This is a genomic window from Arthrobacter sp. 10T416, assembly GCF_056394165.1.
In genome coordinates this window covers 62963-88634 of the sequence record NZ_JBFTHI010000016.1, presented here as the reverse complement: position 1 = coordinate 88634, position 25672 = coordinate 62963, and the positions used below count along the sequence as shown (strand labels likewise).

Genomic DNA, 25672 nt, shown 5'->3' with positions numbered 1-25672 from the left:
CACACCACCACCACCTCATCCACAAAGAACAATGGACCATCCACAACCACAACGGCACCCCCTAGTACACCCCACCACCACACCTCGACCCCACCCAACAACCCCGACGCAACCACCACTTCCGACCCTAAAAAGAAGTCCAGACCGGCTGCGGGCAGAAACTGTCCTCCGCTGGGACCCATGGACTGCGGATACCCAGTGAGCACCGAGGCGGCGACGGGACGGACGGCTCGGCAAGAAGCACCATGCCCTCACCGCGTCACGGTTCGTCGGCGGCTAGCGGGTCTTGAACGGCAGGGGAGTGCCCGTGKGGAAGGGAAGAGCTCCCTGGTCCGGCGTCATGGTGAACCATTCGCCGTTCTGGTTGGTGAGGAAGAGGAGCTGCCGACCGCCGGCGTCGAGCGGGTCACCGTCCGGATACGACTTGCCGCACGTAACAGGCATGGACGCAACCCGGACGGGTGCAGTCCCCACATCGCCCTTGAAAACCCGTTCAACCTCAACAGCATGGATGTTGGCCTGATACCCATAGATGCGGGTTTCGCCGTCCGTCGGCTGCGGGGTGCCGACAACAACAGCTCCCGCATGGTCGAACCGTTCCTGCAGGGTGCCGAAGCGGACCCAGTCCACGCAGGCGGCCGTGTGGGAGCCCGGCTCCAGCCAGCATCCGCTGAGCACCGTCACGGAAACCAGGCTGATCGCTGCTGCCGCCGCCAGTCGCCTCATACCCAGATAGTAGGCACGGCAGTGACGCCGGGTACATGGGGAAGTGCCGCGGACTCGTCGGACTAGCGGAACAAGGCAAAGACCCGAAGGGGTTCCGGAGTGAAATCGGTGCCCTCAGTGAATCCAAGGGCCTCGTAGAAAGCCCGCTGGCCAGGTTCGTTGTCCGTGAGGAGCACCGTCTGTCGGACATGCCGGTAACGGGCCTGGACAGCTTCCAGCATGGCGCGCCCGACGCCTGCACCTTGGCACCCCGGGTCCACGAGGATGTCCTGCACATAGCAGATGGTCGCATCGTCGGAGACGACGCGGGCCAGCCCGACCAGCCGTCCGTCCGGGTTCCGTGCGGCGACCACAAAGGAGGAGTTTCGGAGCGCCTGTAATAACAGGCCGGGGTCCCGCGTGTACGCGGCCCACCCGACGGATTCATAGAGTGCCACCACCTCGGCGCCGGAGACCTCGGGGCTGGCGGCAATGACAAATTCGGGCATCGGACCAGTGTGGCATGCTGACCTAGTGCAACCCCCACCTTCGCCAGCGGCCCCTTCGCGAGTCCTTTTCTACGGCGTCACCGGCAGCGGCAAGTCCTCCGCCGCACACGCCTACGCTGCGCGTACCGGGCTGCCGGAGTATTCCGCCGACGACGACATTGGCTGGCTTCCGGGGTGGCGGCAACCGGATACCGCGGAACAACGCGAGCTCGCGGCGCGCATCGCCGGCCAGGACAGGTGGGTCCTCGACAGCGCCTACGGCGTGTGGCGGGACCTGGTCGTGCCCCGGGCGCAGCTGATCATAGGGCTGGACTATCCGCGGTGGCTTTCGCTGCTGAGGCTGATCCGTCGTTCGCTTCGGAGAGTCGTTGCCAGGGACGAAGTGTGCAATGGCAACCGGGAGACGTTCGCCCGACTCTTCGCGCCGGATTCGATCATCGGCTGGCACTTCCGGTCCTTTGGCCGGAAACGACGGGTCATGCGGGAACTCCAACGTTCCCCCGGGCCGGCTGAAGTCCTCCTCTTCCGTCGCCCACGGGACCTGGAAGCATGGTTGCAGCTCATCCCGCAGGCAGATCCGACGGCCGCCCGGAAGCAGTAGCCCCGCTGATATTGGAAAGCAGTACCGGGCAGGGCGCCGGGGCGGGCGATGAGGCGCGGCCGCCCCGCCTGGTACGCGGTCTGGACCCTACTTCTTCCCGAAGAGTCCGCCGAGCAGGCCGCCGAGTCCGCCGTCGTCTTTCCGGGACTGCTCCGCGGACTGCCCCTCATCCTGCCGGGCCGCGTCGTCCTGCTGTTGCCCGGGGAGGTCAATGTCGATCAGCTCACCCGGTGCCGGACCGTCGCCCGACGGCTGTCCCTGCGGTACCGCCTGGGGCTCAGCTTGGGGAGCCGGTTCCGTTGCACGGCCCGCATCGGGCGCTGGAGCTTCATCGGTGGTGCGCTGTTCGCCGCCGCCGAACATGCCGCCGAGGATGCTGCCCAGGCCGCCGCCCGCCCCTCCTGCGCCGCCACCCAGGATTCCACCCAGGATTCCGCCGAGGTCAATGCCCCCGGGTCCGGCCTGGCTCCCGGCACCGGCGCCGGCGCCAGCTCCGGCACCTGCGCCGGCCTGGCCACGGCCGCCCAGGACCTTCTTGGCGAGGTAGGACATCACGATCGGGGCGAGCAGCGGAAGGAGCTTGCGCACCAGGTCCCCGCCCATCCCGCCGAGCTGTGCCGAGCCGGCCAGCTGGCTGGCCACCTGGTCCTGCTGGCCGCCGAAGACGTGGTTCACGATCTTTTCGCCGTCGGCGGTGTCCACCTGGGCGGCATCCACACCGCCGTCCACCAGCCCGTCCCGGTGCTGGTCCAGGGCCGACTCCAGGGCGGCTGCGCCTTCGGGGGCCTGCGCGTTGTTGTGCATGCCGGCGAGAAGCGTGGGGACAGCGGCCTCCACAGCGGCCTGGGCCGTCTGCCGGTCCGTGCCGAGCATGTCGGCGATCTGGTCTACGGGAATCTGCCCAAGGATGTCATGGAGCTCAGTCATGGCGTTCTCCTTCAGCCGCGGTCCGGCCGCGGGCATTGGTGGCGGCGGCGGCCGCATTGCCGTCGCCGAACTGGTGCCCTTGCATCGTAGCCCCGGGCCGGGTAGACGGAAAGGTAACGGCGGCGCCCGGATCCGTCCGGGACCAGCGCCGGCAGCGGGTAATCTTAGAGAGTTCCGGAGCCGGCCAGACCCTCCGGAAAAGTCCACAGCAGGCAGCAAAAGGCGAGGTAGATGGTCCACATCTGGAACGATCCGTCCGAAGTCCCGGCGGACTTCGGTCCCTCCGTGGTCACGTTCGGCAACTTCGACGGCGTGCACCGCGGCCACCAGCAGGTGCTGTCGCAACTGATCCGCACGGCCCGCCTGACCCACGCCCGCGCCGTCGCCATCACCTTCGACCCGCACCCGGCACAGGTCCACCGCCCCGAATCCGCCCCCGAGCTGATCATGGGGCTCGAAGACAAGCTGGTTGCCCTCGGCGAGGTCGGCCTGGACGCCGTCCTGGTGATGAAGTACTCGCTGGAACTGGCCAGCCTGACCCCGGAGGAATTCGTCTCCTCGGTGCTGGTGGATGCCCTCAAGGCCAGCCACGTCGTCATCGGCCACGACGCCCGGTTTGGCCGGGGCAACTCCGGCGACCTGGACACCATGAAGGAGCTGGGGGAGAAGCTCGGCTTCGAGGTGCAGGTCATCAGCGAATTCGGCTCCGAAGGCTACCCGGTGCACCGCACCGACGGAACTGACCACGACGGCGGCGCGGGCGACCGCCGCTGCTCGTCCACCTGGGTCCGGGATGCCTTGCGGGAGGGCGACGTCGCCACCGCCGCTGCCGTCCTGGGCCGGCCGCATAAGATGCGGGGCGAGGTGGTGCACGGCGCCGCCCGCGGCCGCGACCTCGGTTTCCCCACCGCCAACCTCGCTGCGGACGCCAGCGGCTACATCCCCGCGGACGGCATCTACGCCGGCTGGCTCGTAGACCAGGCCGGCATCCGCTGGCCGGCCGCCATTTCGGTCGGCTCAAACCCCACTTTTGACGGCGTCAGCCGGCAAGTCGAGGCGCACGTGATCGACCGGCCCGAAGAGGCCGTGGAGGATTTCGATCTCTACGGCCAGACAGTCGTCATCGAATTCGTGGCCCGCCTGCGCGGTATGGTCGCGTACCGTGGCCCGGAGGCGCTGGTGGAACAGATGCGCCTGGACGTCGTCCAGGCGCACGATCTCCTGACCGCGTCCCAAGGTTAAGGAAGGCACCCGACGTGACCCTAGAGAAGAACACCCGCGAGCTGGACAAGGACATTGTCCGCGACTTCAGCTCCCGGATGAGCTACGCCTCATACCTGCAGCTGCCAACGCTGCTCAGCGCCCAGCAGCCCGTGAGTGCACCGGAGCACCACGACGAGATGCTGTTCATCATCCAGCACCAGACCACGGAGCTGTGGCTCAAACTCGTGCTGCACGAACTCCGCAGCGCCGCAGCCTGGCTTCGCGCCGACGACCTCGGCTCCGCGCTCAAGGCCATCGCCAGGGTCAAGCACATCCAGAAGACCCTCACGGAGCAGTGGTCTGTCCTGGCCACCCTGACACCCACCGAGTACTCCCAGTTCCGGGGTTTCCTGGGCAGCTCATCAGGCTTTCAGTCCAGCCAGTACCGCGCCGTGGAGTTTCTCCTGGGCAACAAGAACCGCAAGATGCTGCCGGTTTTCGAATCGGACCCCGAGGCCCACGGGATGCTCCTGGAGCTCCTCGAAGCACCCAGTGTCTACGACGACTTCCTTGCCTACCTCAAGCGCCAGGGCTTCGACGTGCCGGCGTCGGTCCTGGACCGCGATGTCAGCAAGGCCCACGAATTCAGCCCGGAACTTGTCCCCGTGTTCAAGTACATCTACGAAAACGCGGCCACCAACTGGGGCGCCTACGAAGCCTGCGAGGAACTCGTGGACCTCGAGGACAACTTCCAGCTCTGGCGCTTCCGGCACCTCCGGACGGTCCAGCGGACCATCGGCATGAAGTCCGGGACCGGCGGGTCCAGCGGAGTGGCCTTCCTGCAAAAAGCCCTCGAACTGACGTTCTTCCCGGAACTGTTCGCCGTCCGCACGGAGATCGGCCAGTGAGCGCCGGGACACCGGCACAGGCAGCGACCGATGCCCTGTGGCAACGCGCGCTGGACCTCGACGCCGCGGACCCGCTGGCCGCGTACCGCGCCCACTTCGTCGGGACGGACACGGAGTTGTCCTACCTCGATGGCAACTCCCTGGGCCGGCCCCTGAAGCGCACTGTCACGGACATCAGCAGCTTCATCCAGGACAGCTGGGGCGGCCGCCTGATCCGCGGCTGGGACGAGGAATGGCTGCAGCTGCCGCAGCAGATCGGTGACCAGCTGGGCCGGGCCGTGCTGGGCGCGGCGCCCGGGCAGACCATCATCGCCGACTCCACCACCGTGGTGCTTTACAAACTGATCCGCGCCGCACTGGCCGCCGTCACCGATCCGGCCCGCACCGAGATCGTGCTGGACACGGACAACTTCCCGACCGACCGCTACCTCGTCGAAGGCATTGCCCGCGAAGAGGGGCTCACACTGCGCTGGATCGAGGCAGACCCCTCCGCAGGGGTCAGCGTTGACCAGGTGCGCGCCGCCACCGGGCCGGCCACCGCCGTCGTGGTCCTCAGCCAGATCGCCTACCGCTCCGGTTTCCTCGCGGACCTGCCCGGCATCACCGCCGCCGTGCACGACGCCGGCGCGCTGGTGGTGTGGGACCTGTGCCACTCCGCCGGGTCGGTGGAGATCGGCCTGGACGACGCCGGCGTCGACTTCGCCGCAGGCTGCACCTACAAGTACCTGAACGGGGGACCGGGGTCGCCCGCGTTCGCCTACGTCAACGCCCGGCACCTGGCCGGGCTGCAGCAGCCCATCTGGGGCTGGATGGGACGCAAGGACGCGTTCGAGATGGGTCCGGGCTACGAGGCGGCGGCAGGGATCCGGGGCTTCCTCAGCGGAACGCCCGCCATCTTCGGCATGCTCGCCATGCGCGGGACACTGGACCTGCTTGAGGAGGCCTCCATGGCCGCCGTCCGGGAGAAGTCACGGCTGCTGACGGCGTTCGCCGTCGAACTCCATGACGCCTGGCTGGCGCCCGCAGGGGTGCAGTTGTCCACCCCGCGGGACCCCGACCTGCGCGGCAGCCACATCACGGTGGACCATCCCGCGTTCCGTGAGATGACCGCCCAGCTGTGGGAACAGGACGTGATCCCTGACTTCCGGGCGCCGCAGGGCATCAGGATCGGGCTCTCGCCGCTGAGTACCTCCTTCGCCGAGCTGTACCAGGGTGTCGCCGCCATCCGCGGGTTGCTGGTGGGCGCGCCGGACGGTTTAGACAACATCGGCGGCGTGCCAGTAAACTAAACGTTGGATCCGGCTGCAGTCCGTGGCGGCTGGCTCTTGTTGTGTGGAGGATACCTTCCCTGTGGGGCAGGAATTCCGGCGCAGCACCCCCGGCAGTGAATTACTGACTCGGGCCTCACGGCACATCTCTAGGAGTTAACGTGGCACTTGAAGCCGCTGTAAAGCAGTCCATCATGAAGGATTTCGCAACGTCCGAGGGCGACACCGGTTCGCCGGAGGTCCAGGTTGCAGTCCTGACCCAGCGGATCAAGGATCTGACTGAGCACATGAAGGAGCACAAGCACGATTACCACACCCAGCGCGGTCTGCTGGCCATGGTTGGTCGTCGCAAGCGCATGCTCACCTACCTCAAGAACACTGACATCAACCGCTAGGCCCGTGGGTCTCGATCGATGACCGGGTGCAGTGCAGGCCAGTCGACAGATGCTGGCCTGGGTTGATGCGGATGGGCTCCGTTAACCAAGAAACGGAGGTGACTCTCTTGGAGGGTCCCGAAATCCAGTTCTCAGAAGCCGTCATTGACAATGGCCGCTTCGGCAAGCGGGTTATCCGCTTTGAAACCGGCCGTCTTGCCAAGCAGGCAGCCGGCGCAGCCATGGTCTACATCGATGAAGAGACCGCGCTGCTGTCCGCAACCACCGCCGGCAAGCACCCGCGCGAAGGTTTCGACTTCTTCCCGCTGACCGTCGACGTCGAAGAGCGTATGTACGCCGCGGGCCGTATCCCGGGTTCGTTCTTCCGCCGCGAAGGCCGCCCCTCGACCGAAGCCATCCTGGCCTGCCGCCTCATGGACCGCCCGCTGCGCCCCGCGTTCGTCAAGGGCCTGCGCAACGAGGTCCAGATCGTCGTCACCGTGCTCTCCATCAACCCGGATGAGCTCTACGACGTCGTCGCGATCAACGCTTCCTCGATGTCCACCCAGCTCTCCGGCCTGCCCTTCTCCGGCCCGATCGGCGGCGTCCGCGTTGCCCTCGTTGCCGACGAGCACGGCACCCAGTGGGTTGCGTTCCCGAAGCACTCGCAGCTGGAGAACGCCGTCTTCAACATGGTCGTCGCCGGCCGCGTTGCAGGTGACGACGTTGCCATCATGATGGTTGAAGCCGAAGCCACTGACAACTCCTGGAACCTCATTAAGGAACAGGGCGCCACCGCCCCGACCGAAGAAGTTGTTTCCGAGGGCCTCGAGGCCGCCAAGCCGTTCATCAAGGCCCTGTGCGAAGCCCAGTCCGACCTCGCAGCCCGCGCCGCCAAGCCGACCGTCGAGTTCCCGGTCTTCCTGGACTACCAGGACGACGTCTACGCCGCTGTGGAATCCGCTGCCGCCGACAAGCTGGCTGCTGTCTTCCAGATCGCCGACAAGCAGGAGCGCGACACCGCCTCGGACGAGCTCAAGGACGAGGTCACCTCTTCCCTGGCCGGCCAGTTCGAAGGCCGCGAGAAGGAGCTGTCAGCAGCTTTCCGCTCCGTCACCAAGCAGGTTGTGCGCCAGCGCATCCTCAAGGACCAGATCCGGATCGACGGCCGCGGCCTGACGGACATCCGCCAGCTCACCGCCGAGGTTGAGGTTCTGCCCCGCGTGCACGGCTCGGCCATCTTCGAACGCGGCGAGACCCAGATCATGGGTGTCACCACGCTGAACATGCTCAAGATGGAACAGCAGATCGACTCGCTGTCGCCGGTAACGCGCAAGCGCTACATGCACAACTACAACTTCCCGCCGTACTCCACCGGCGAGACCGGCCGCGTCGGTTCTCCGAAGCGCCGCGAAATCGGCCACGGCGCCCTGGCAGAGCGCGCCATCATGCCGGTGCTGCCCACCCGCGAGGAATTCCCCTACGCCATCCGCCAGGTGTCTGAGGCTCTCAGCTCCAACGGTTCGACGTCGATGGGTTCCGTCTGCGCCTCCACGCTGTCCCTGCTCAACGCAGGCGTGCCGCTGAAGGCGCCGGTTGCCGGTATCGCCATGGGCCTGGTCTCCGACCAGGTTGACGGCCAGACCCGCTACGCCGCACTGACCGACATCCTCGGCGCCGAAGATGCCTTCGGCGACATGGACTTCAAGGTCGCCGGTACCTCCGAGTTCGTCACGGCCATCCAGCTGGACACCAAGCTTGACGGCATCCCCGCCTCGGTCCTGGCCGCCGCCCTGAAGCAGGCCCGCGAAGCACGCCTGCACATCCTGGACGTCCTGAACTCCGCGATCGACACCCCGGACGAGCTCTCCGAGTTCGCACCGCGCGTCATCGCGGTCAAGATCCCGGTAGACAAGATCGGCGAGGTCATCGGCCCGAAGGGCAAGATGATCAACCAGATCCAGGAAGACACCGGAGCCGACATCTCGATCGAGGACGACGGAACTGTCTACATTGGCGCCACCAACGGCCCGTCTGCCGACGCAGCACGGTCCGCGATCAACGCCATCGCCAACCCGCAGGTCCCGGAAATCGGTGAGCGCTACCTGGGTACGGTCGTCAAGACCACCACCTTCGGCGCCTTCGTTTCCCTGACCCCGGGCAAGGACGGTCTGCTGCACATCTCCGAACTGCGCAAGATCGCCGGCGGCAAGCGCGTGGACAACGTCGAGGACGTTGTTTCCGTGGGCCAGAAGATCCAGGTGGAAATCACCAAGATCGATGACCGCGGAAAGCTCTCCCTCTCGCCCGTCGTGGCCGATGAGGCAGGGTCCGCCGACGCTGACAACGCTGAGGTTTCCGTGGAGGCCGCAGAGTAGTCTTTCCTGACTCGCGCAGCGGGGCCGGTGGATTCGTCCACCGGCCCCGCTGCCGTTAAAGGCAGGTAGGATTGCAGGCAGATTTGGCACGTTTCCCCTGACGGTTTCTTGAAAGGCCTTAATGACTGTCGTACCCCTGCCGCTTGAGCAGAACCAGCACGCCGACACCCTCATCCACGGAGCCGACGGCGGCTCGCAGGTGCGCCGCTCGGTGCTCCCCGGCGGCGTCCGCGTGCTGACCGAAGCGATGCCGGGCCAGCGCTCGGCGACCATCGGGTTCTGGGTCGGCGTCGGATCGCGGGACGAAGCACCGGGGCAGCACGGGTCCACCCACTTCCTGGAACACCTGCTCTTCAAGGGCACCAAACGGCGCACCGCGCTGGAAATCGCCTCCGCCTTCGACGAGGTGGGCGGGGAATCCAATGCCGCCACCGCGAAGGAAAGCACCTGCTACTTCGCCCGGGTCCTGGACACGGACCTCCCCATGGCGATCGACGTCATCGCCGACATGATCACCGGCGCCGTCCTGGACCCGCAGGAAATGGAGCAGGAACGCGACGTCATCCTCGAGGAAATCGCCATGGACAGCGATGACCCTACCGACGTCGCCCACGAACACTTCGTCGCAGCCGTTCTCGGCACGCACCCGCTCGGCCGTCCGATCGGCGGCACCCCGGACGCCATCCGCGCCGTGGCCCGCGACTCGGTCTGGGACCACTACCGCCGCTACTACCGTCCGGATGAGCTCGTTATCACTGCCGCCGGGGGACTGGATCACGACGTCGTCTGCGGGCTCGTCGTCGACGCCCTGCATTCGGCCGGCTGGCAGCTCGAGCACGACGCCGCCCCCGTCCAGCGCCGGTCCACCGAACGGGCAGCGATTACCGGCACGGCCGGCCTGCACGTGGTCAAGCGTCCCGTGGAGCAGGCAAACATCATCATGGGCTGCCCCACGATCGTCGCTACCGACGACCGCCGTTACGTGATGAGCGTGCTGAACGCCGTGCTGGGCGGGGGAATGTCGTCGCGGCTCTTCCAGGAGGTCCGGGAAAAGCGCGGCCTGGTGTATTCGACGTACTCCTTCGCGTCCTCCTACGCCGACGCCGGCTACTTTGGCATGTACGCCGGCTGCACCCCGTCGAAGGTCCGGCAGGTCCTGGAACTCCTCGGCGCGGAGCTGGACAAGCTGGCCGAGGGCGGGATCTCCGAGGAGGAACTGCGCAAGGCCGTCGGACAACTGAGCGGCGGCATCGTCCTGGCCCTGGAGGACACCGGGTCGCGGATGTCCCGGCTGGGCCGGGCCGAGTTGGTCTCCGGCGAGTACCAGGACATCGACGAGACCCTGCGCCAGATCAAGGCCGTCACCGTGGCCGACGTCCAGGAGCTCGCCCGTGAACTCGCCGCCGCACCGCGGACCGTCACTGTGGTGGGCCCGTTCGAGGAAACCGAGACCTTCGGCCTCTGAGCTGGTCCCCGGAGCTTCCACCGGGCTACCCCTCCTTTACAGCCGGGCGGCCCGGCGTGATGATGGTGGCGGGACCGCACGGGAGGAACCCCATCGGAGGACGCATGGACCGGCCGCTGCCAGGCAGTGCACACGAGGCGCTTGAGGGCTTCCTCGGCCAGTGGAGTGGCACCACCCAGTGGGAGGCCACCGCGTGGGGTCCGGCCCGCACGGCCGCGGCCGACGTCGTTTTTGCCCGCGCCGCCGCCGGTCTCGCCGTCACCATGAGCTACCGCCATACCGATGCCGACGGCGCCAGGACCGAGGGTGTCGGTGTCTTCACCATGGACCCCGACCACCCGGACACACTCTGGTACCACGTGAACAGTATGGGCCTGCCGCCCGAAGCGCCGGCCCGGGCTAGTTGGCAGGACGGCACCCTGACCATTGAACGGCGCAGTGACCGCGGCACCGCACGGCATACCTTGAGGGTCGACGACGGGGAGCTGACCCACGCCGCCGGGCTGCGGCTGGGCCACGCGAGCGATTTCAGCCCGTTTATGACCACCGTGTGCCGCCGCGTTCCCGAGCCCGCGGCCGTTCCGGCCTAGGCTGCCCGGGTTCGGCTAGCCGCCGGCGAACGGCGGGAGCACGTCGACGACGTCGTCCGGTCCCAGCGTGGCCGCAGGGTTGCGGACGGCCACCTCGTTGAGCAGGAAGCTGGACCGGGACAGGATGCGGGCCAGCGGCGGAGTGCCGGCGGGCGGTTCGGGACGTTCGACGGCGACGATCGCCTCCACAAGGCCGGTCAGCGTGGTGCCGTCGGGCAGGTCAAACTTTTCCTCGTCGATCCCGGCGGCGGCGCGCGCGGCAGCGAAGTAACGTACGTTCACGGGTGGTTCAGCCTCCGATAGCGCTCATGCTGCGGTCCGGCTGGACGAAATCCGGGGCGTCCAGCCCGACGTGGTCCATGCCGTGGGCCTTGGGCTTGATCCACATGGCGTCCTGCCACCGCTCGGCGAGTTGGTCGTCGCTGGCGCCCTCGCGGAGCAGCCCCAGCAGGTCAATTTCCTCGCGCGAAAACAGGCAGCTCATGATCTTGCCCTCCGCGGTGATCCGGGTGCGGCGGCAGTCCGCGCAGAACGGTTCGGTGACGGAGGCAATGATGCCCACCGTGCCCAGCACGGGTCCGGTGGCCTGATCCGTTCCGGGTACCCTGGCGCGGACCTCAAAGCGTTCAGCGGGGGCGCCGTCGCGCTCCCTCGGGTCCGCGCCCAGCACGTAGTCCACCGAGAGCAGGTCACGGATTTCCGCTGCCGTGATCATGTTCCGGCGCGTCCAGCCGTGGTCGGCGTCCAATGGCATCTGTTCGATGAAGCGCAGTTCGTAGCCGCGGTCCAGGGCCCACGCCAGCAGGGTGGGCGATTCGGCGTCGTTGATGCCGCGCATCAGCACCGCATTGAGCTTGACGGGTCCGAGGCCGGCCGCCCAGGCGGCGTCGACGCCGGCGAGGACGCGGTCCAGGAAGGGACGCCGGGTCAGTTTGGTGAAGGTTTCCTCGTGCAAGGAGTCCAGCGAGACGTTGATCCGGGTCAGGCCGGCGGCTTTTAGGCCCGCGGCCTTCTTGTCCAGTCCCACGGCGTTGGTGGTCATGGAGATCGGCAGGTCCGGGTGGGCCTGGCGCAGCGCGGAAATGATATCCAGGAGGTCGGCCCGGACCAGGGGTTCGCCGCCGGTGAGCCGGAGTTCCCGGACGCCCAGCAGGTCCACTCCGATCCGGACAATCCGCACTACCTCGTCAGCGGTCATAACCGCCTGCTTGGCCAGCCATTCGAGGCCTTCGGCCGGCATGCAGTAGGTGCAGCGCAGGTTGCATTTGTCCGTCAGCGAGAGCCGCATGTCGGTGGCGCGGCGGCCGTAACGGTCCATCAGGCCGGCCGGCAGCCCGGCAGGGCGCCCGGCTGGAAGCGGCGCGGCGCCGGTGTCGGGGCCGCTTTCCGCCCGGGGCTGGGGCATGCCAAGCTGAACACTCATACTGTCAGGCTACGCCACCGCGGGCCGGCCATCACGCCCCTGTTGCCAGCGAACTTATGCTGGAAGGGTGAACACCTCCAGGGTTGTCCCGGCAGCACCGCCCCGGGGACGGCTGCGGCCCGCAGGCGGGCGCCCGTTGTGGTGGGCCGCCGCGGCGGGAGTGGCGGCGGTCGGCGCGGGCGTGGTCGTGGGTGAACTGGCCGCCGGGCTGGTGAGTCCCTCGGTGTCGCCGGTGACAGCGGTGGGCGGAGCCGTGATCGACGCCGTGCCGCCGGGCGTCAAGGACTGGGCTATCTCCTTATTCGGGACTTCGGACAAGCTGGCCCTGCTGACGTCGATGGTGGTGCTGATCGCGGTACTGGCCGCCTTGGCCGGGATGCTCGAGTGGCGCCGCCGCTTTGCCGGGCTGGCCGTGATTGCCGTGTTCGGCGTCGTTGGCCTGGCCGCCGTGCTGACCCGGGCCGGGGTAACGCCCAACGCGATTCCTGTACCGCTGCTTGGCGCGGTGCTCGGCATCATCCTGCTGCGCTGGCTGGTCCGCTTACTGAAGACCTGGCACGGCGCGTCGGCACCGGCGGAACAGCAGCAGCCGCAGCCTCCGCAGCCCCGGGATACGGCGGACGGCCCCGCGCGCCGCCGGTTCCTGCAGTCCCTGGCAGGGACGACCCTGGTCGCCGCGATCGGCGGAGTGCTGGCGTCCACTCTGCGCGGGGCGGCAGCCGCCGTCACCGAGGTGCGCGGCAAACTGGTCCTGCCAATCCCGGCGTCGCGGGCGGCAGCGATCCCCGCCGGCGCCGAAGCCGGACTCGCTGGCGTAAGCCCCTTAGTGACCCCGAACGCGGACTTTTACCGGATCGACACGGCCCTCCGGGTTCCCCTCGTGGACCCGGCCCAATGGACGCTCAAAGTGACTGGAATGGTGGAGCGCGAGGTCGAGCTGGATTTCGCCGCGCTGCTGGCCAAGCCGCTGACCGAGCGGTACGTCACCATTGCGTGCGTTTCCAACGAGGTGGGAGGTGACCTCATCGGCAACGCGCGCTGGCTCGGCTGGCCGGTCCGCGAACTGCTGGCCCAGGCCGGACCCAAACCGGGGGCGGACATGGTGCTTTCCCGCAGCGCGGACGGCTGGACCGCCGGAACGCCGCTGGAAGTTCTCACCGACACCCGTGACGCCCTCCTGGCCGTGGGAATGAACGGGGAGCCGCTGCCGCTCGAGCACGGCTTCCCGGTCCGGCTGATCGTCCCCGGGCTGTACGGCTACGTCTCGGCAACCAAGTGGGTCACCGAACTGAAAGTGACCCGGTTCGCGGACGACGTCGCTTATTGGACGCCCCGGGGCTGGAGTGAACACGGCCCGATCAAGACCTCGTCACGGATCGACGTGCCCCGTTCCGGCCGCAGCGTGCAGGCCGGAACGGTGGACCTGGGCGGCGTCGCCTGGGCGCAGCACCGCGGCGTCGGCAAAGTGGAGGTCCGGATCAACCGCGGCGACTGGAAACAGGCGGACCTGGCCCGCGCCATCTCTACGGACACGTGGTGCCAGTGGAGGATCTCCGTGCCCCTGGGCCCGGGCCAGTACGAGGTGCAGGTCCGGGCGACCGATCTCACGGGCGTCCCGCAGGTGGAGGACCGGGCTCCGGCGGCGCCCAGCGGTGCCACCGGCTACCACACCGTTACAGTGGACGTGAAGTCCTAGTCCGCCGAGCCGAAGGTCACCACCGCATGCACCGCACCGCGAACAGGCCCGTCACCGTGGAAGCGCACCGGGACAAGGTCCGCTCCCTCCTGGCTCCCCTTGCTGACCGCATCGAGACCGTGCCGCTGGGCGACGCCCTGGGCCGCGGACTGGCCGCCGAGATTGAGGCCCCGCTGGACCTCCCGCCGTTCCCCAACTCGCAAATGGACGGCTTCGCCATCCGCAGTGCCGACGTGCCGGCCGGCGGTGCGGAACTGCACGTCGCCGCACCCGTACCGGCCGGTGCCGAGCCCGCGCCCCTGACCCCGGGGACGGCCGCGCCCATCATGACCGGGGCCATGATCCCGCCTGGCGCGGACGCCGTCGTTCCCATTGAACAGGCCCTTCCGGACGTCTTCCCTGCGCCGGGGGAGGCCGCCACGGTCCGCCTCCCCGCCACCCCGCCGGGCACCTTCGTCCGCGACGCCGGCAGCGACATCGCCGCCGGGGCGCCGGCACTGGCGGCCGGGACCTACCTCGGCCCGGGACAACTCGGGCTCCTGGCGGCCCTGGGCATCACCCGGGTGCCGGTGCACGCCGCGGCCCGGGTCCTGCTCGTCACCACCGGGGACGAAGTACTGGAACCCGGCACCCCGCTGCAGCCCGGAAAGATCTACGACGCCAACGGCACCCTGCTCGAATCCGCGCTCCGGCAGGCCGGCCTGTCCGTGACGCGGTCGGGCATCTCCACGGACGACCCCGCGGAACTGGCCGGGCTGCTGCGCCGGCACGCCCCCGACGTCGACCTCATCATCACCACCGGCGGCGTCAGCAAGGGCGCCTACGAGGTGGTCCGGCAGGCACTGGCAGGCCACGACGTCGAATTCGGCGCCGTCGCCATGCAGCCGGGCGGGCCGCAGGGCATCGGCAGCTTCGAAGGGGTGCCGGTCCTTGGTTTCCCCGGGAACCCCGTCAGCTGCCTGGTCTCCTTTGAAATGTTCCTCCGGCCCGTACTCGCCGAGCTCTTCGGCGCCCCGTCGCCCCGCACCGTGATCCGGGCCAGGCTCTCCGAGGCCCTGGAATCCCCGGAAACCAAACACCAGGTCCGGCGCGCAGTGCTCGGCCCCGACGGGACGGTGCGGCCGGAGGGCGGACCGGGATCACATCTGGTCCACGCGCTGGCGAACTCCAACGCCTTCATCCAGGTCCCCGTGGGCACCGCGGCGCTCGAGGCGGGCGACGAGGTGGAAGTATGGGTGCTGTGAACGAAACCAATACCCCCGGCAAGCCCGGGCTGACCCACCTGCGGCAGGACGGCACCGCCCAGATGGTCGATGTGTCCAACAAGGCCGAGACCACGCGGGAGGCCACCGCCACCGCCACGGTGAACAGTACCCCGGAGGTCCTGGAGCTGCTCGGCGCCGGGGAACTGCCGAAGGGGGACGCACTCGCCGTGGCCCGGGTCGCCGGCATCATGGCCGCCAAGAAGACGCCGGACCTCATTCCGCTGTGCCACCCGCTGCCGCTGACCAAAGTCACCGTCGACTTCGAACTCGGCGCCGGCTCGGTGACGATTTTCGCCACCGTCAAGACCCGGGGCGTGACCGGGGTGGAAATGGAAGCGCTCACGGCCGTTACCGTGGCCGCCCTCAGTGTGTACGACATGATCAAGGCCGTGGACAAGCACGCGGTCCTGACGGACATCAAAGTGCTGGCCAAGAGCGGCGGCAAGAGCGGGGACTGGACACTGTGAGCCTGACCGGAACGAACCACCCCGAACCGCACCGCCACGGCGAGGCGACCGGCCGCAGGGCCGGGATTGTGATCGCCTCCACCCGGGCAGCGGCGGGGGTCTACGAGGACCTCACCGGCCCGGTGATCGCCGACTGGCTGGCCGAACACGGCTTCGAGTCATTTCCCGCCATGGTGGTACCCGACGGCGAGCCGGTGGGCGCGGCCCTCCGCGCCCTGCTGACCCAGCACCCGGCCGTCATCATCACCAGCGGCGGTACCGGCCTGAGCCCCACCGACGCCACGCCCGAACAGACCCTCCCGCTGCTGGACCGCGAGATCCCCGGCATCATGGAGGGGCTCCGCAGCGCCGGCACGGCCAAAACCCCGACGGCCATGCTCAGCCGCGGCCACGCCGGAACGGCCGGGACCACGTTCATCGTCAACCTCCCCGGCTCGCCGAAGGGCGTGATGGACGGCCTGGGTGTGCTGGACCCCATCATCGGACACCTCTGCGACCAGCTGGAGGGCACCCATGGGCACTGAACCGTCCTTCGAAATCGTGCATGCCGTCCTCAGCGCCGAACCCATCTCCGTGGACCAGGCGATCCTTGCGGTGGAATCGGACACGGCAGGCGCCGTGGTGAGTTTCAGCGGCGTTGTCCGCAACCACGACGGCGGCAAGCCGGTGCACCGGCTCAGCTACAGCGCCCATCCCACGGCGCACCAGGTGATGGCCGACGTCGTCGCGCAGCTCGTCGCCGAACACTCCGCCGGATCGGACAGCCCCGCCCAGCCGGTGCGGATCTGGGCCGCGCACCGGACCGGGATGCTGGAAATCGGCGACCCCGCCCTGGTCTGTGCCGTCTCCGCCGCGCACCGGGGGCAGGCCTTCGCGGTGTGCGCCGAACTGGTGGACCGGATCAAGGACCAGGTCCCCATCTGGAAGGAACAGTTCTTCGCCGACGGCACCGTTGAGTGGGTCGGCGCGGGCGGATAAGCCCTCCGCAGCGGGTAACGCTCGGCCGCCGGTTCCAGCCGGGACCGCCCCCGGCGGTAGGGTTGAAGCCATGACCGAACAACTCGCCGTCGCCGTCCTGGGCGCCAACGGACGGATGGGCGCCGAGGCTGTTAAAGCCGTGCAAGCCGCCGAAGACCTCACCCTCGTTGCCGCACTGGGCCGCAGCGACTCCCTCGACGCGCTGGTGGACTCCGGCGCCCGCGTTGTGGTGGACCTGACCGTTCCCGAAAGCACCGAGGCGAACGTCCGGTTCGCCGTCGAACACGGTATGCACGCCGTCGTCGGCACCACCGGCTGGGACGCAGACCGGCTGGCCCGGCTCGAGTCCCTCCTCGCCGGCCAGCCTGGCGTCGGCGTCCTCATCGCCCCGAACTTCGCCCTCGGTTCGGTGCTCGCCTCGGCCTTCGCCGCGAAAGCGTCCCGCTACTTCGAATCGGTCGAGATCATCGAGCTGCACCACCCGGACAAGGTGGACGCCCCCTCGGGCACCGCCGTCCGCACCGCCCAGCTGGTCGCCGCGGAGCGGGCCGCCGCCGGCACCCCGGCCAGCCCCGACGCCACCACCAGCGAGCGCCCCGGCGCCCGGGGCTGCGAGGTCGACGGCGTCCGAGTCCACAGCGTGCGGCTGCGCGGCCTCGTTGCACACCAGGAGGTCCTGCTCGGCGGCCCGGGGGAGCAGCTGACCTTCCGCCACGACTCCTTCGACCGCGCCTCCTTTATGCCTGGCGTGCTGCTCGGGGTCAGGAACGTTGCCGCCCACCCCGGCCTGACGGTAGGCCTGGACGGCTACCTGGACCTGGGCCTCTGATGGCCGGCGTCCTGGGTGCCTTCAAAGCCAACCGCACCAAAATCTGGGTGGGCGCAGTCACGCTCCTGCTCGTCTTCTACCTGGTGGTGTCCCTGCAGCGGTCCGTGCTGCTGCTGACCGACCAGAACCTGGTCGCCAAAGCCCTCGGCCTCGCGTACCTGCTGCTGCCGATCGTCGGGGCGTGGGCCCTGGTGCGGGAACTGCTCTTCGGGGCCCGGACCGAGCGGATGGCCAAGGTCCTGGAAGCGGAAGGCGGCCTGCCCGAGGACACCCTCCCGCGCACGCCCGGCGGCAGGATCGTCCGGGAGGCGGCGGATCTGGAATTCGAGAAATACCGTGCGGAAGCAGAAGCGGCCCCGGGGGACTGGCGCTCCTGGTTCCGGCTCAGCTGCGCGTACGACGCCGCCGGCGACCGGAAGCGCGCCCGTGCTTCCATGCGCGACGCTGTCCGCCTGTTTCGGGCCGGCTAACGGCGCCTCTGCCGGAGCCCGGACGTCCTCCTAGCGAAGCCTTTTAGTGCCGCCCTCTAGCGCAGGCCGGCCCGCCGGCCGCGTCCCAGGAGGTTCGCGGCATGGCCGGCCCATTCCAACGGCCCCCGCCAGGACAGCCTGGCGAAGATCGTGCCGATGACCAGGGCCGCGAGCGCCTGCGCCCAAAACAGGCCCTCCACGCTCCAGCCGGCCGGCAGCGGGCGGCCATGCAGCGAGGCCATCAGGCACACATGCGCCGTGTAGAGGCTCAGCGTCAGGGCGCCGGCCCCGCGCAACGGGAGCAACAGATCCAGCTGCACCCAGTCCGCGAGGCGGCCCAGCAACAGGCAGAGACCGACGACGGCGGCGCCCACCCCCGCGGTATGCAGCAGGTCAAGTGTGGTTCCCGAATGCGGGGCGCTGGAGGCCAGCCACCACGCCGAACCTGACTGGTCGATACCCGCGAGGTTCACCTGCAACAGACTCGCCAGCGGATAGGCGGGATCACCTACGTGTTCCTGGAGCGCCGCCCGGCCGCCCCAGTCCTCCATCAGCACAACACTGAACCACTTCGCCAGGACCGCGGTGATGGTCCCGCCGGCCACCAGCAACAGCTGAACGGCCGCGGTGGACAGTGCCATCCGGCCGATCGCCAGGCCAATGATCAGGTAGGCCAGCCACTGCAGTACCGGGTAGTAGCCGGTCAGGAACACATCGCCGAGCACCCGGCCCGGGGTAGCCAGATCCTCCCAGCCGGGGTTGTGGCCCAGGTGGAGGGGCGGCTCGGCGGCCAGCAGCCACGGCCGCAGGAGATAGGCCAGTACCGGGGCCGCCAGCAGCCAGGCCGCGGCCAGCAGCCAAAGCCGCTTCGGATTCAGCCCGAGGAACGGCAGGACGCAAAGGAACAGCACGGCGTAGTGGACCAGGATGACGGCGATGTTCACCTCGAGGCCACCGAGGCAAAGTCCGACGGCGCCTATCACCAGCGCGCGGAGTGCGATGCCCCGCCGCGCGCCCCACAGCGCGGCCCCTTCCAGGAGACGTTCCTTGCCCGTGGAGAGTGCCAGTCCGATGCCCGCAAGCACCGCGAAAAGCGCCGCGGCGCGTCCGGAGAACACCAGGCCAACCCACGTGGGAGTGAGCTGGGCGTCGGCCCCGAAGGTGGGGAGCACGTGGGTTGCCATCATGCCCAGCAGGGCCAGGCCGCGGGCTGCGTCAATGCCCCTCAGCCGGGGAGCGGCTGCCTTGGTCTTAGCGGTCCGTGAAGTGATTGCCGTACCGCGCGAGCTCATCCCACGATCGTCTCATGACCGGCCCGCGCGGGTGCTCCGCCCCGGGCGGTGCCGGGCCGGCAATACTGCAGAACCAGTCCTTGTATTCGAATATATGTTCGAATACTATGTGCATCATGAACAACGCACCAGAGCCAGCTCCGATCAACGCCACAGGCGTCCTCAAGGCACTGAGCCCCGGAGTGGTGGACTTCCTCTTCCGCCGCCTGGTCGCGGGTGAGGCTTCCGAGGACATCCAATGGCACCGGGAGGGGACTTCCCTCGCTGACCAGATGCCTGGCGCGGAGCTTGCCCGCCGGCTGGCCGAAACGGACATCGAAGCACTCGCCCCGACCGAGCTGTTCCACTACGTCCGTGCCGCCCAGCGGCTGTCCGCCTGGGCTGAAGGGCTGCGCGAGGAGGCCGTGGGCCGTTACTGCGCTGTTCCGCCGGCGCATCCTGCGGCGCCAAGTGGCGCCACTGGGGAGGGCCACATTTGACGCGCATCACTTCGTCGCCATTGTCCTAACACGCCGCGGACAAGGTAACGTTTTTCCTATGGCTGACTCTGACATTCGCTCTTACACGTTCGGAACCCTTGTGACCGCCATGGTCACTCCGTTCACGACCGCCGGTGAGGTCGACTATCAGCAGTCCGCAGAGCTGGCCGCCAAGCTCGTCGACGACGGCAATGACGCCCTCGTCATTTCCGGCACCACCGGGGAGACCTCCACGCTGGAAGACGACGAAAAGGAAAAGCTGTTCCGCGTCATCGTCGAGGCCGTGGGGGACCGCGCCAAGGTTATCGCCGGCACCGGCACTAACCACACCTCACACTCGATCGAGATGGCCAAGCGGGCCGCCAAAGCCGGCGCCCACGGCCAGCTGATCGTCACGCCGTACTACAACAAGCCCAGCCAGGCCGGGATCCAGGCCCACATCGAAGCCGTGACCGACGCCGCCGACCTTCCCGTGATGGTCTACGACATCCCCGGCCGCGCCGGTGTGCCCATCCTGCCGGAAACCATGATCCGGCTCGCCGACCACCCCCGCATCGTCGCCCTCAAGGACGCCAAGGCAGACTTCGCGGCGGTCACCCGCGTGATGGCGAACACAGAGCTGGACGTCTACTCCGGCGACGACGGACTGACCCTGCCCTGGATGGCGGCCGGCGCCGTCGGGCTGGTCAGCGTGTCGGCACACGTGGCCACCAAGCAGTACCGTGCGATGATCGATGCCGCACTTGCAGGCGATTTTGCCACCGCCCGCACCATACATTTCGAACTGGACCCTGTGGTCCGTGCAGTGATGACCCACATCCAGGGTGCTGTTGCTGCGAAGCAAGTTCTTAAGTGGCAGGGAGTCCTGCCCAACTCGGTTGTCCGTTTGCCCCTCGTGGAGCCGGGCGAAGCCGAGATCGAAACGATCCGCGAGGACTTGGCGGAAGCAGGACTCGTCTACTCCTGATCCGGCAGCCAATGCCTGATCAGGAACGGACACCTCCTGCCCCGCCTGGAAAGTAGTGCACTATGACCCAAACTGCCCTCCCCGGCCTTGTCACGCCGCCGAAACTGCCCAAGAACACCCTGCGGATCGTGCCGCTCGGCGGACTCGGGGAAATCGGCCGCAACATGACCGTCTTCGAAATCGACGGCAAGCTGCTGATCGTTGACTGCGGCGTCCTCTTCCCCGAGGAGACCCAGCCCGGCGTCGACCTGATCCTGCCTGATTTCTCCTACATCGAGAACCGCCTCGACGACATCGTCGCCGTGGTCCTCACCCACGGCCACGAGGACCACATCGGCGCCGTCCCGTACCTGCTGCGCCTGCGCAACGACATCCCCCTCGTCGGCTCGCAGCTGACACTGGCGCTGATCGAGGCCAAGCTCCAGGAACACCGGATCAAGCCGGCCACCATGATCGTGAGCGAGGGCCAGACCAAGAAGTTCGGCCCCTTCGACTGCGAATTCGTGGCCGTCAACCACTCGATCCCGGACGCCCTGGCCGTGTTCCTGCGCACCTCCGGCGGCACCGTGCTGCACACCGGTGACTTCAAGATGGACCAGCTGCCGCTCGATGGCCGGATCACCGACCTCCGCCACTTCGCCAAGCTCGGCGAAGAGGGCGTTGACCTCTTTATGTCCGACTCCACGAACGCGGACGTGCCCGGCTTCACCACGGCCGAGAAGGAAATCGGTCCCACCCTGGACCGGCTCTTCGGCCAGGCGTCCAAGCGCATCATCGTGGCCTCGTTCTCCTCGCACGTGCACCGCGTCCAGCAGGTGCTGGACGCCGCCGCGAACCACAACCGCAAGGTCGCTTTCGTGGGCCGGTCCATGGTCCGCAACATGGCCATCGCCGCGAAGCTCGGCTACCTCGAGGTGCCCGCCGGCATCCTGGTTGACATCAAGAACATCGACAACCTGCCGGACAACCGCGTCGTGCTGATGTCCACCGGGTCCCAGGGCGAGCCGATGGCCGCACTGTCCCGCATGGCCAACGGCGACCACCGCGTCGTCGTCGGCCAGGGCGACACCGTCATCCTCGCCTCCAGCCTCATCCCGGGCAACGAGAACGCCGTCTTCCGGATCATCAACGGCCTGCTCAAGCTCGGTGCCGACGTCATCCACAAGGGCAACGCCAAGGTGCACGTCTCCGGCCACGCCGCTGCGGGAGAGCTGCTGTACTGCTACAACATCCTCGAGCCGCTCAACGCGATGCCCGTCCACGGTGAGACGCGGCACCTGATCGCCAACGGCAAGATCGCCCTCGAGTCCGGCGTCCCGGAGGAAAGCATCCTGCTGGCCGACAACGGCACCGTGATCGACCTCCGCGACCACCAGGCAGACATTGTCGGCCAGGTCGAGGTCGGCTTCGTCTACGTTGACGGCTCCAGCGTCGGCGAGGTCACCGAAGCGGACCTCAAGGACCGCCAGACCCTCGGCGACGAAGGCTTCATCTCGATCGTCACGGTCATCCACCGCGCAACCGGCAAGGTGGTCTCCGGGCCGGAAATCCACGCCCGCGGCGTTGCCGAAGACGACTCCGTCTTCGACGAAATCATTCCCAAGATCAACGCCGCCCTCGAAGAGGCCGTCCAGAACCGCGACCACACCACGCAGCAGCTGCAGCAGGTCGTCCGCCGCGTGATCGGCACCTGGGTGAACCGTAAACTCCGCCGCAAGCCCATGATCATCCCGGTGGTCCTCGAGGCTTAGCCCGCACCGTCGGCTCCGCCCCGGCGGCCCGGCACCAGCGTCACCGAGACGGCCTTCCCGGCCGGCACCGCTTTCCGCGGTCCCGGCGGGGGAGGCCGTTTCCGTAGCCGCCCGGCTCCCGGGACGGCAGCCCCGCAGTCCAACATGATCCCGCCCGCCCCGGAAATCCGCGGGTTTCGACCCAGTGTCCGGTACCGTTGCGGGTATGGCGACACGCACCTCCTCCGCGCCTAGAGGCAACTCAAGCGGCAGTTCAACCGGCACTTCCAGGAGCAAAGCGGGCAGCTCCTCGGGCCGGACCACTGGCGCAGCCGCGTCCAAAACCGGCCGCTCGCAAGGCACGGCGCGCACCCGCCAGCTGGCCGCCGTCGAACCCCGGCAGCCCTGGCTGGTCCGGGTTGTCGCGGGCGCGTGGCTGGGAATCGGCCACGTGGTCGGCGCCGGGATCCGCCGGATCGGCCACGACGTCTCCGACCTCGACCCGGCCGATCGCCGCGACGGCGCGGCCCTGTTCAACCTCGCACTCGGCGTCTTCATTGCCACGTTCGCCTGGTGGGGTTTCCAGGGCTGGTTGCCGGACATGGTCTTCAACATCGTCAACGGCACCTTCGGCTGGATGACCCTGCTGCTGCCGCTGATGCTCTTCGTGTGCGCCTTCCGCCTCTTCCGCGAGCCCGTGGACGGCCGCGGCAACAACCGCATCGGCATCGGCTTCCTCATCATGACCTTCGCCGGCTGCGGCCTGGCCCACATCATCGGCGGCCAGCCCACCGTCGCCGACGGTTTCGACGGGCTCCGCCACGCCGGCGGCATGCTGGGCTACCTGGCCGCAGCGCCGCTGGCCACCATCCACGCCGCCGTCCCGGTCGCCCTCTACAGCCTCCTGGCGTTCACCTCGCTCCTGATCGTCACCGCCACACCCTTCGGGGCCATCCCGTCCCGGCTCCGTGGCGCCTACGAGCACCTGATGGGTATCGACCTGCAGGACTACGAGGACCAGGACAGCCACGACCGCAGCTACCTGTATGAAAACGACGCTCCCGCGCCGAAGAAAAAGCGCAAGCGTATGTTCGGCAAGGACGACGACGCCGACCCGCGGCTGGAAGGCTACGTCGGAGACGAGGCGTTCGAGCACGCCGTCGTCGACGACGACGAGGCCGCAGACGCCAACGCACCCAAGGGCGGCAAGGCCGCCAAGGCCGTGGCCCCCGGTGTGCGGCGCCCCACCCAGGCCGAGATCGCCGTCGAAAAGATCAAGGCCGCACAGGGCCTCGGGACGGCAGCCGGCGCGGCAGGGGAGGGCGCCACCGAAGCCATCCCGCAGATCACGCCCGGCATGATCGCCGCAGGGTCCGTGACCGCCGGCGCGGCCCCCAAAGTCCCCGCCAACCCCGTCGCCCCCGCCCCGCTGCCCACCCCGATCCCGCAGCGAACCGAACAGCTCTCACTGGCCGGCGACGTCACCTACACCCTGCCGGCGTCGGACATGCTCACCCCCGGGTCCATCCCCAAGGAGCGCACCGAGGCCAACGACGCGATCGTTGCCTCCCTGACCGAGACGCTGACGCAGTTCAACGTGGACGCCCAGGTCACCGGCTTCAGCCGCGGTCCCACCGTGACGCGCTACGAGATCGAGCTGTCCCCGGGCACGAAGGTGGAGCGGGTTACCGCACTGTCCAAGAACATCTCCTACGCCGTGGCGAGCTCCGATGTCCGGATCCTGAGCCCGATCCCCGGGAAGTCAGCCATCGGCATCGAAATCCCCAACACCGACCGCGAGACGGTCTCGCTGGGCGACGTGCTGCGCAGCCAGAACGCCCGCCGCACGGACCACCCCATGGTGATGGGCGTCGGCAAGGACGTCGAGGGCGGCTACGTGGTGGCCAACCTCGCGAAGATGCCGCACCTGCTGGTGGCCGGCGCCACTGGTGCCGGAAAGTCCTCCTTCGTGAACTCGATGATCACCTCGATCCTGATGCGCGCCACCCCGGACGAGGTCCGGATGGTCATGGTGGACCCCAAGCGCGTCGAGTTGACCGCCTACGAGGGCGTGCCGCACCTGATCACCCCGATCATCACGAACCCGAAGAAGGCCGCCGAGGCGCTGCAATGGGTGGTCCGCGAGATGGACGCCCGCTACGACGACCTCGCCAACTACGGTTTCAAGCACATCGACGACTTCAACAAGGCGGTCCGGGCCGGCAAGGTCCACCCGCCGGTCGACTCCAAGCGCGTCATCCGCCCGTACCCGTACCTGCTGGTGATCGTCGACGAGCTCGCCGACCTTATGATGGTGGCGCCGCGCGATGTCGAAGACTCGATCGTCCGCATCACCCAGCTGGCCCGCGCCGCCGGCATCCACCTGGTCCTGGCCACCCAGCGGCCCTCGGTGGACGTGGTCACCGGCCTGATCAAGGCGAACGTCCCGTCCCGCATGGCGTTTGCGACCTCCTCCGTCACCGACTCCCGCGTGGTCCTGGACCAGCCCGGCGCCGAGAAACTCATCGGCCAGGGCGACGCGCTGTTCCTGCCCATGGGCGCCTCCAAGGCGATGCGCGTCCAGGGCGCCTGGGTCACCGAATCCGAGATCCACAAGGTGGTTGAGCACGTCAAGGGCCAGCTCAAAGCTGTGTACCGCGACGACGTCGCCCCCGAGGCGCAGAAGAAGCAGATCGACGACGACATCGGGGACGACCTCGAGGTCCTCCTGCAGGCCACCGAGCTCGTGGTCACCACACAGTTCGGCTCGACGTCGATGCTGCAGCGCAAGCTGCGCGTCGGCTTCGCCAAGGCCGGCCGCCTGATGGACCTGCTGGAGTCCAGGGGAGTCGTTGGCCCCTCGGAAGGCTCCAAGGCCCGCGACGTCCTGGTCAAGCCGGACGACCTCGCCGCGGTCCTGGCCGCCATGAAGGGCCAGGACGGCCCGGCCGCCGGCGATTCGCAGACCGCCGCGCTGAGCGAGAACGCCAACGCCAACATCGCCCAGGGCGGTTACGCCGAGGACCTGGTGGCCGCGGACCTGGACAACCGGACCCAAAGCGTCGACTACTACGACGGCGCCGACGGGCCCGGAGACGACGACGAGGGTTCCGAGGACGCCTGGTCGCTCACCGGACGGTAACCGGTG

General features: G+C 68.3%; 26 protein-coding genes. 19 read left to right on the top strand and 7 right to left on the bottom strand.

The features are described 5' to 3' along the window. The 3 genes from AC1DBE_RS15095 to AC1DBE_RS15085 form a co-directional block, all read right to left on the bottom strand. The coding region (locus AC1DBE_RS15095; RefSeq protein ID WP_476971043.1) for a hypothetical protein at positions 1–182 on the bottom strand (182 nt) is incomplete at its 3' end. 94 nt (positions 183–276) lie between these two features. Further along, positions 277–726 (bottom strand): hypothetical protein, encoded by a 450-nt coding sequence (locus AC1DBE_RS15090; protein WP_476971039.1) that lies wholly within the window; start codon positions 724–726, stop codon positions 277–279. Between the two features lie 62 nt (positions 727–788). Continuing rightward, complete coding sequence (locus AC1DBE_RS15085; RefSeq protein WP_476971038.1) at positions 789–1214, bottom strand: GNAT family N-acetyltransferase; 426 nt, start codon at positions 1212–1214, stop codon at positions 789–791. A 25-nt stretch (positions 1215–1239) separates the two neighbouring features. Between AC1DBE_RS15085 and AC1DBE_RS15080 the strand changes: the two genes are divergently transcribed. After that, the gene (locus tag AC1DBE_RS15080) at positions 1240–1815 is read left to right on the top strand and encodes a P-loop NTPase family protein (protein WP_476879102.1); all 576 of its coding nucleotides are present in this window, start codon (positions 1240–1242) and stop codon (positions 1813–1815) included. An 87-nt stretch (positions 1816–1902) separates the two neighbouring features. Here AC1DBE_RS15080 and AC1DBE_RS15075 read toward each other — a convergent pair whose 3' ends face one another. Then, complete coding sequence (locus tag AC1DBE_RS15075; protein WP_476879103.1) at positions 1903–2742, bottom strand: DUF937 domain-containing protein; 840 nt, start codon at positions 2740–2742, stop codon at positions 1903–1905. Between the two features lie 231 nt (positions 2743–2973). Between AC1DBE_RS15075 and AC1DBE_RS15070 the strand changes: the two genes are divergently transcribed. The 7 genes from AC1DBE_RS15070 (at position 2974) to AC1DBE_RS15040 (ending at position 10928) form a co-directional block, all read left to right on the top strand. Continuing rightward, entirely contained in the window at positions 2974–3984 is a 1011-nt protein-coding gene (locus AC1DBE_RS15070) for a bifunctional riboflavin kinase/FAD synthetase (protein ID WP_476879104.1), read from the top strand. A 14-nt stretch (positions 3985–3998) separates the two neighbouring features. Then, positions 3999–4853 (top strand): tryptophan 2,3-dioxygenase, encoded by an 855-nt coding sequence (gene kynA, locus AC1DBE_RS15065; RefSeq protein ID WP_476971037.1) that lies wholly within the window; start codon positions 3999–4001, stop codon positions 4851–4853. Next, positions 4850–6142: a kynureninase gene (gene kynU / locus AC1DBE_RS15060; RefSeq protein ID WP_476971036.1), complete on the top strand. Its 1293-nt coding sequence runs from the start codon at positions 4850–4852 to the stop codon at positions 6140–6142. The genes kynA and kynU overlap by 4 nt, the downstream gene beginning before the upstream one ends. A gap of 140 nt (positions 6143–6282) precedes the next feature. Then, complete coding sequence (rpsO, locus tag AC1DBE_RS15055) at positions 6283–6516, top strand: 30S ribosomal protein S15 (RefSeq protein ID WP_476971035.1); 234 nt, start codon at positions 6283–6285, stop codon at positions 6514–6516. A 107-nt stretch (positions 6517–6623) separates the two neighbouring features. Continuing rightward, a complete protein-coding gene (locus AC1DBE_RS15050) occupies positions 6624–8873 on the top strand; it encodes a polyribonucleotide nucleotidyltransferase (protein WP_476879111.1) in 2250 nt (749 codons plus the stop codon). A gap of 121 nt (positions 8874–8994) precedes the next feature. Beyond that, entirely contained in the window at positions 8995–10338 is a 1344-nt protein-coding gene (locus AC1DBE_RS15045; protein WP_476903853.1) for a M16 family metallopeptidase, read from the top strand. A gap of 104 nt (positions 10339–10442) precedes the next feature. Beyond that, entirely contained in the window at positions 10443–10928 is a 486-nt protein-coding gene (locus AC1DBE_RS15040) for a DUF1579 domain-containing protein (protein ID WP_476879108.1), read from the top strand. 15 nt (positions 10929–10943) lie between these two features. On the opposite strand, the gene AC1DBE_RS15035 is transcribed toward AC1DBE_RS15040, so the two are convergent. Then, complete coding sequence (locus AC1DBE_RS15035; protein WP_476971034.1) at positions 10944–11210, bottom strand: MoaD/ThiS family protein; 267 nt, start codon at positions 11208–11210, stop codon at positions 10944–10946. Between the two features lie 7 nt (positions 11211–11217). Further along, positions 11218–12351, bottom strand: a complete 1134-nt coding sequence (moaA, locus tag AC1DBE_RS15030) for a GTP 3',8-cyclase MoaA (RefSeq protein ID WP_476971033.1) — start codon at positions 12349–12351, stop codon at positions 11218–11220. Between the two features lie 67 nt (positions 12352–12418). On the opposite strand from moaA, the gene AC1DBE_RS15025 reads away from it, so the two are divergent. From AC1DBE_RS15025 to AC1DBE_RS14995, 7 genes are all read left to right on the top strand, one after another. Next, the gene (locus tag AC1DBE_RS15025) at positions 12419–14047 is read left to right on the top strand and encodes a molybdopterin-dependent oxidoreductase (RefSeq protein ID WP_476971032.1); all 1629 of its coding nucleotides are present in this window, start codon (positions 12419–12421) and stop codon (positions 14045–14047) included. A gap of 26 nt (positions 14048–14073) precedes the next feature. Then, complete coding sequence (locus tag AC1DBE_RS15020) at positions 14074–15291, top strand: molybdopterin molybdotransferase MoeA (RefSeq protein ID WP_476971031.1); 1218 nt, start codon at positions 14074–14076, stop codon at positions 15289–15291. Next, complete coding sequence (gene moaC / locus AC1DBE_RS15015) at positions 15279–15779, top strand: cyclic pyranopterin monophosphate synthase MoaC (protein WP_476971030.1); 501 nt, start codon at positions 15279–15281, stop codon at positions 15777–15779. The genes AC1DBE_RS15020 and moaC overlap by 13 nt, the downstream gene beginning before the upstream one ends. A gap of 2 nt (positions 15780–15781) precedes the next feature. Further along, on the top strand, positions 15782–16303 hold the full coding sequence (locus AC1DBE_RS15010; protein WP_476880101.1) for a MogA/MoaB family molybdenum cofactor biosynthesis protein: 522 nt from the start codon (positions 15782–15784) through the stop codon (positions 16301–16303). Next, positions 16293–16757 carry a molybdenum cofactor biosynthesis protein MoaE gene (locus AC1DBE_RS15005; RefSeq protein WP_476880097.1) on the top strand — a complete coding sequence of 155 codons (465 nt, stop codon included), beginning with the start codon at positions 16293–16295 and terminating at the stop codon, positions 16755–16757. Before AC1DBE_RS15010 ends, AC1DBE_RS15005 begins: the two co-directional genes overlap by 11 nt. A gap of 70 nt (positions 16758–16827) precedes the next feature. After that, positions 16828–17586, top strand: coding sequence for a 4-hydroxy-tetrahydrodipicolinate reductase (dapB, locus tag AC1DBE_RS15000; RefSeq protein ID WP_476971029.1), 759 nt, complete (start codon positions 16828–16830; stop codon positions 17584–17586). Continuing rightward, positions 17586–18056, top strand: coding sequence for a hypothetical protein (locus AC1DBE_RS14995; protein ID WP_476880099.1), 471 nt, complete (start codon positions 17586–17588; stop codon positions 18054–18056). Before dapB ends, AC1DBE_RS14995 begins: the two co-directional genes overlap by 1 nt. A 56-nt stretch (positions 18057–18112) precedes the next feature. On the opposite strand, the gene AC1DBE_RS14990 is transcribed toward AC1DBE_RS14995, so the two are convergent. Beyond that, positions 18113–19348: a heparan-alpha-glucosaminide N-acetyltransferase domain-containing protein gene (locus AC1DBE_RS14990; RefSeq protein ID WP_476971028.1), complete on the bottom strand. Its 1236-nt coding sequence runs from the start codon at positions 19346–19348 to the stop codon at positions 18113–18115. Positions 19349–19464: 116 nt separating this feature from the next. Between AC1DBE_RS14990 and AC1DBE_RS14985 the strand changes: the two genes are divergently transcribed. The 4 genes from AC1DBE_RS14985 (at position 19465) to AC1DBE_RS14970 (ending at position 25666) form a co-directional block, all read left to right on the top strand. Then, positions 19465–19827, top strand: a complete 363-nt coding sequence (locus AC1DBE_RS14985; RefSeq protein WP_476971027.1) for a hypothetical protein — start codon at positions 19465–19467, stop codon at positions 19825–19827. Positions 19828–19885: 58 nt separating this feature from the next. Beyond that, complete coding sequence (dapA, locus tag AC1DBE_RS14980) at positions 19886–20794, top strand: 4-hydroxy-tetrahydrodipicolinate synthase (protein ID WP_476971026.1); 909 nt, start codon at positions 19886–19888, stop codon at positions 20792–20794. Positions 20795–20856: 62 nt separating this feature from the next. Next, positions 20857–22545 carry a ribonuclease J gene (locus AC1DBE_RS14975; RefSeq protein WP_476971025.1) on the top strand — a complete coding sequence of 563 codons (1689 nt, stop codon included), beginning with the start codon at positions 20857–20859 and terminating at the stop codon, positions 22543–22545. A 205-nt stretch (positions 22546–22750) separates the two neighbouring features. Continuing rightward, positions 22751–25666, top strand: a complete 2916-nt coding sequence (locus tag AC1DBE_RS14970) for an FtsK/SpoIIIE family DNA translocase (RefSeq protein ID WP_476903857.1) — start codon at positions 22751–22753, stop codon at positions 25664–25666. Positions 25667–25672: the final 6 nt, after the last annotated feature.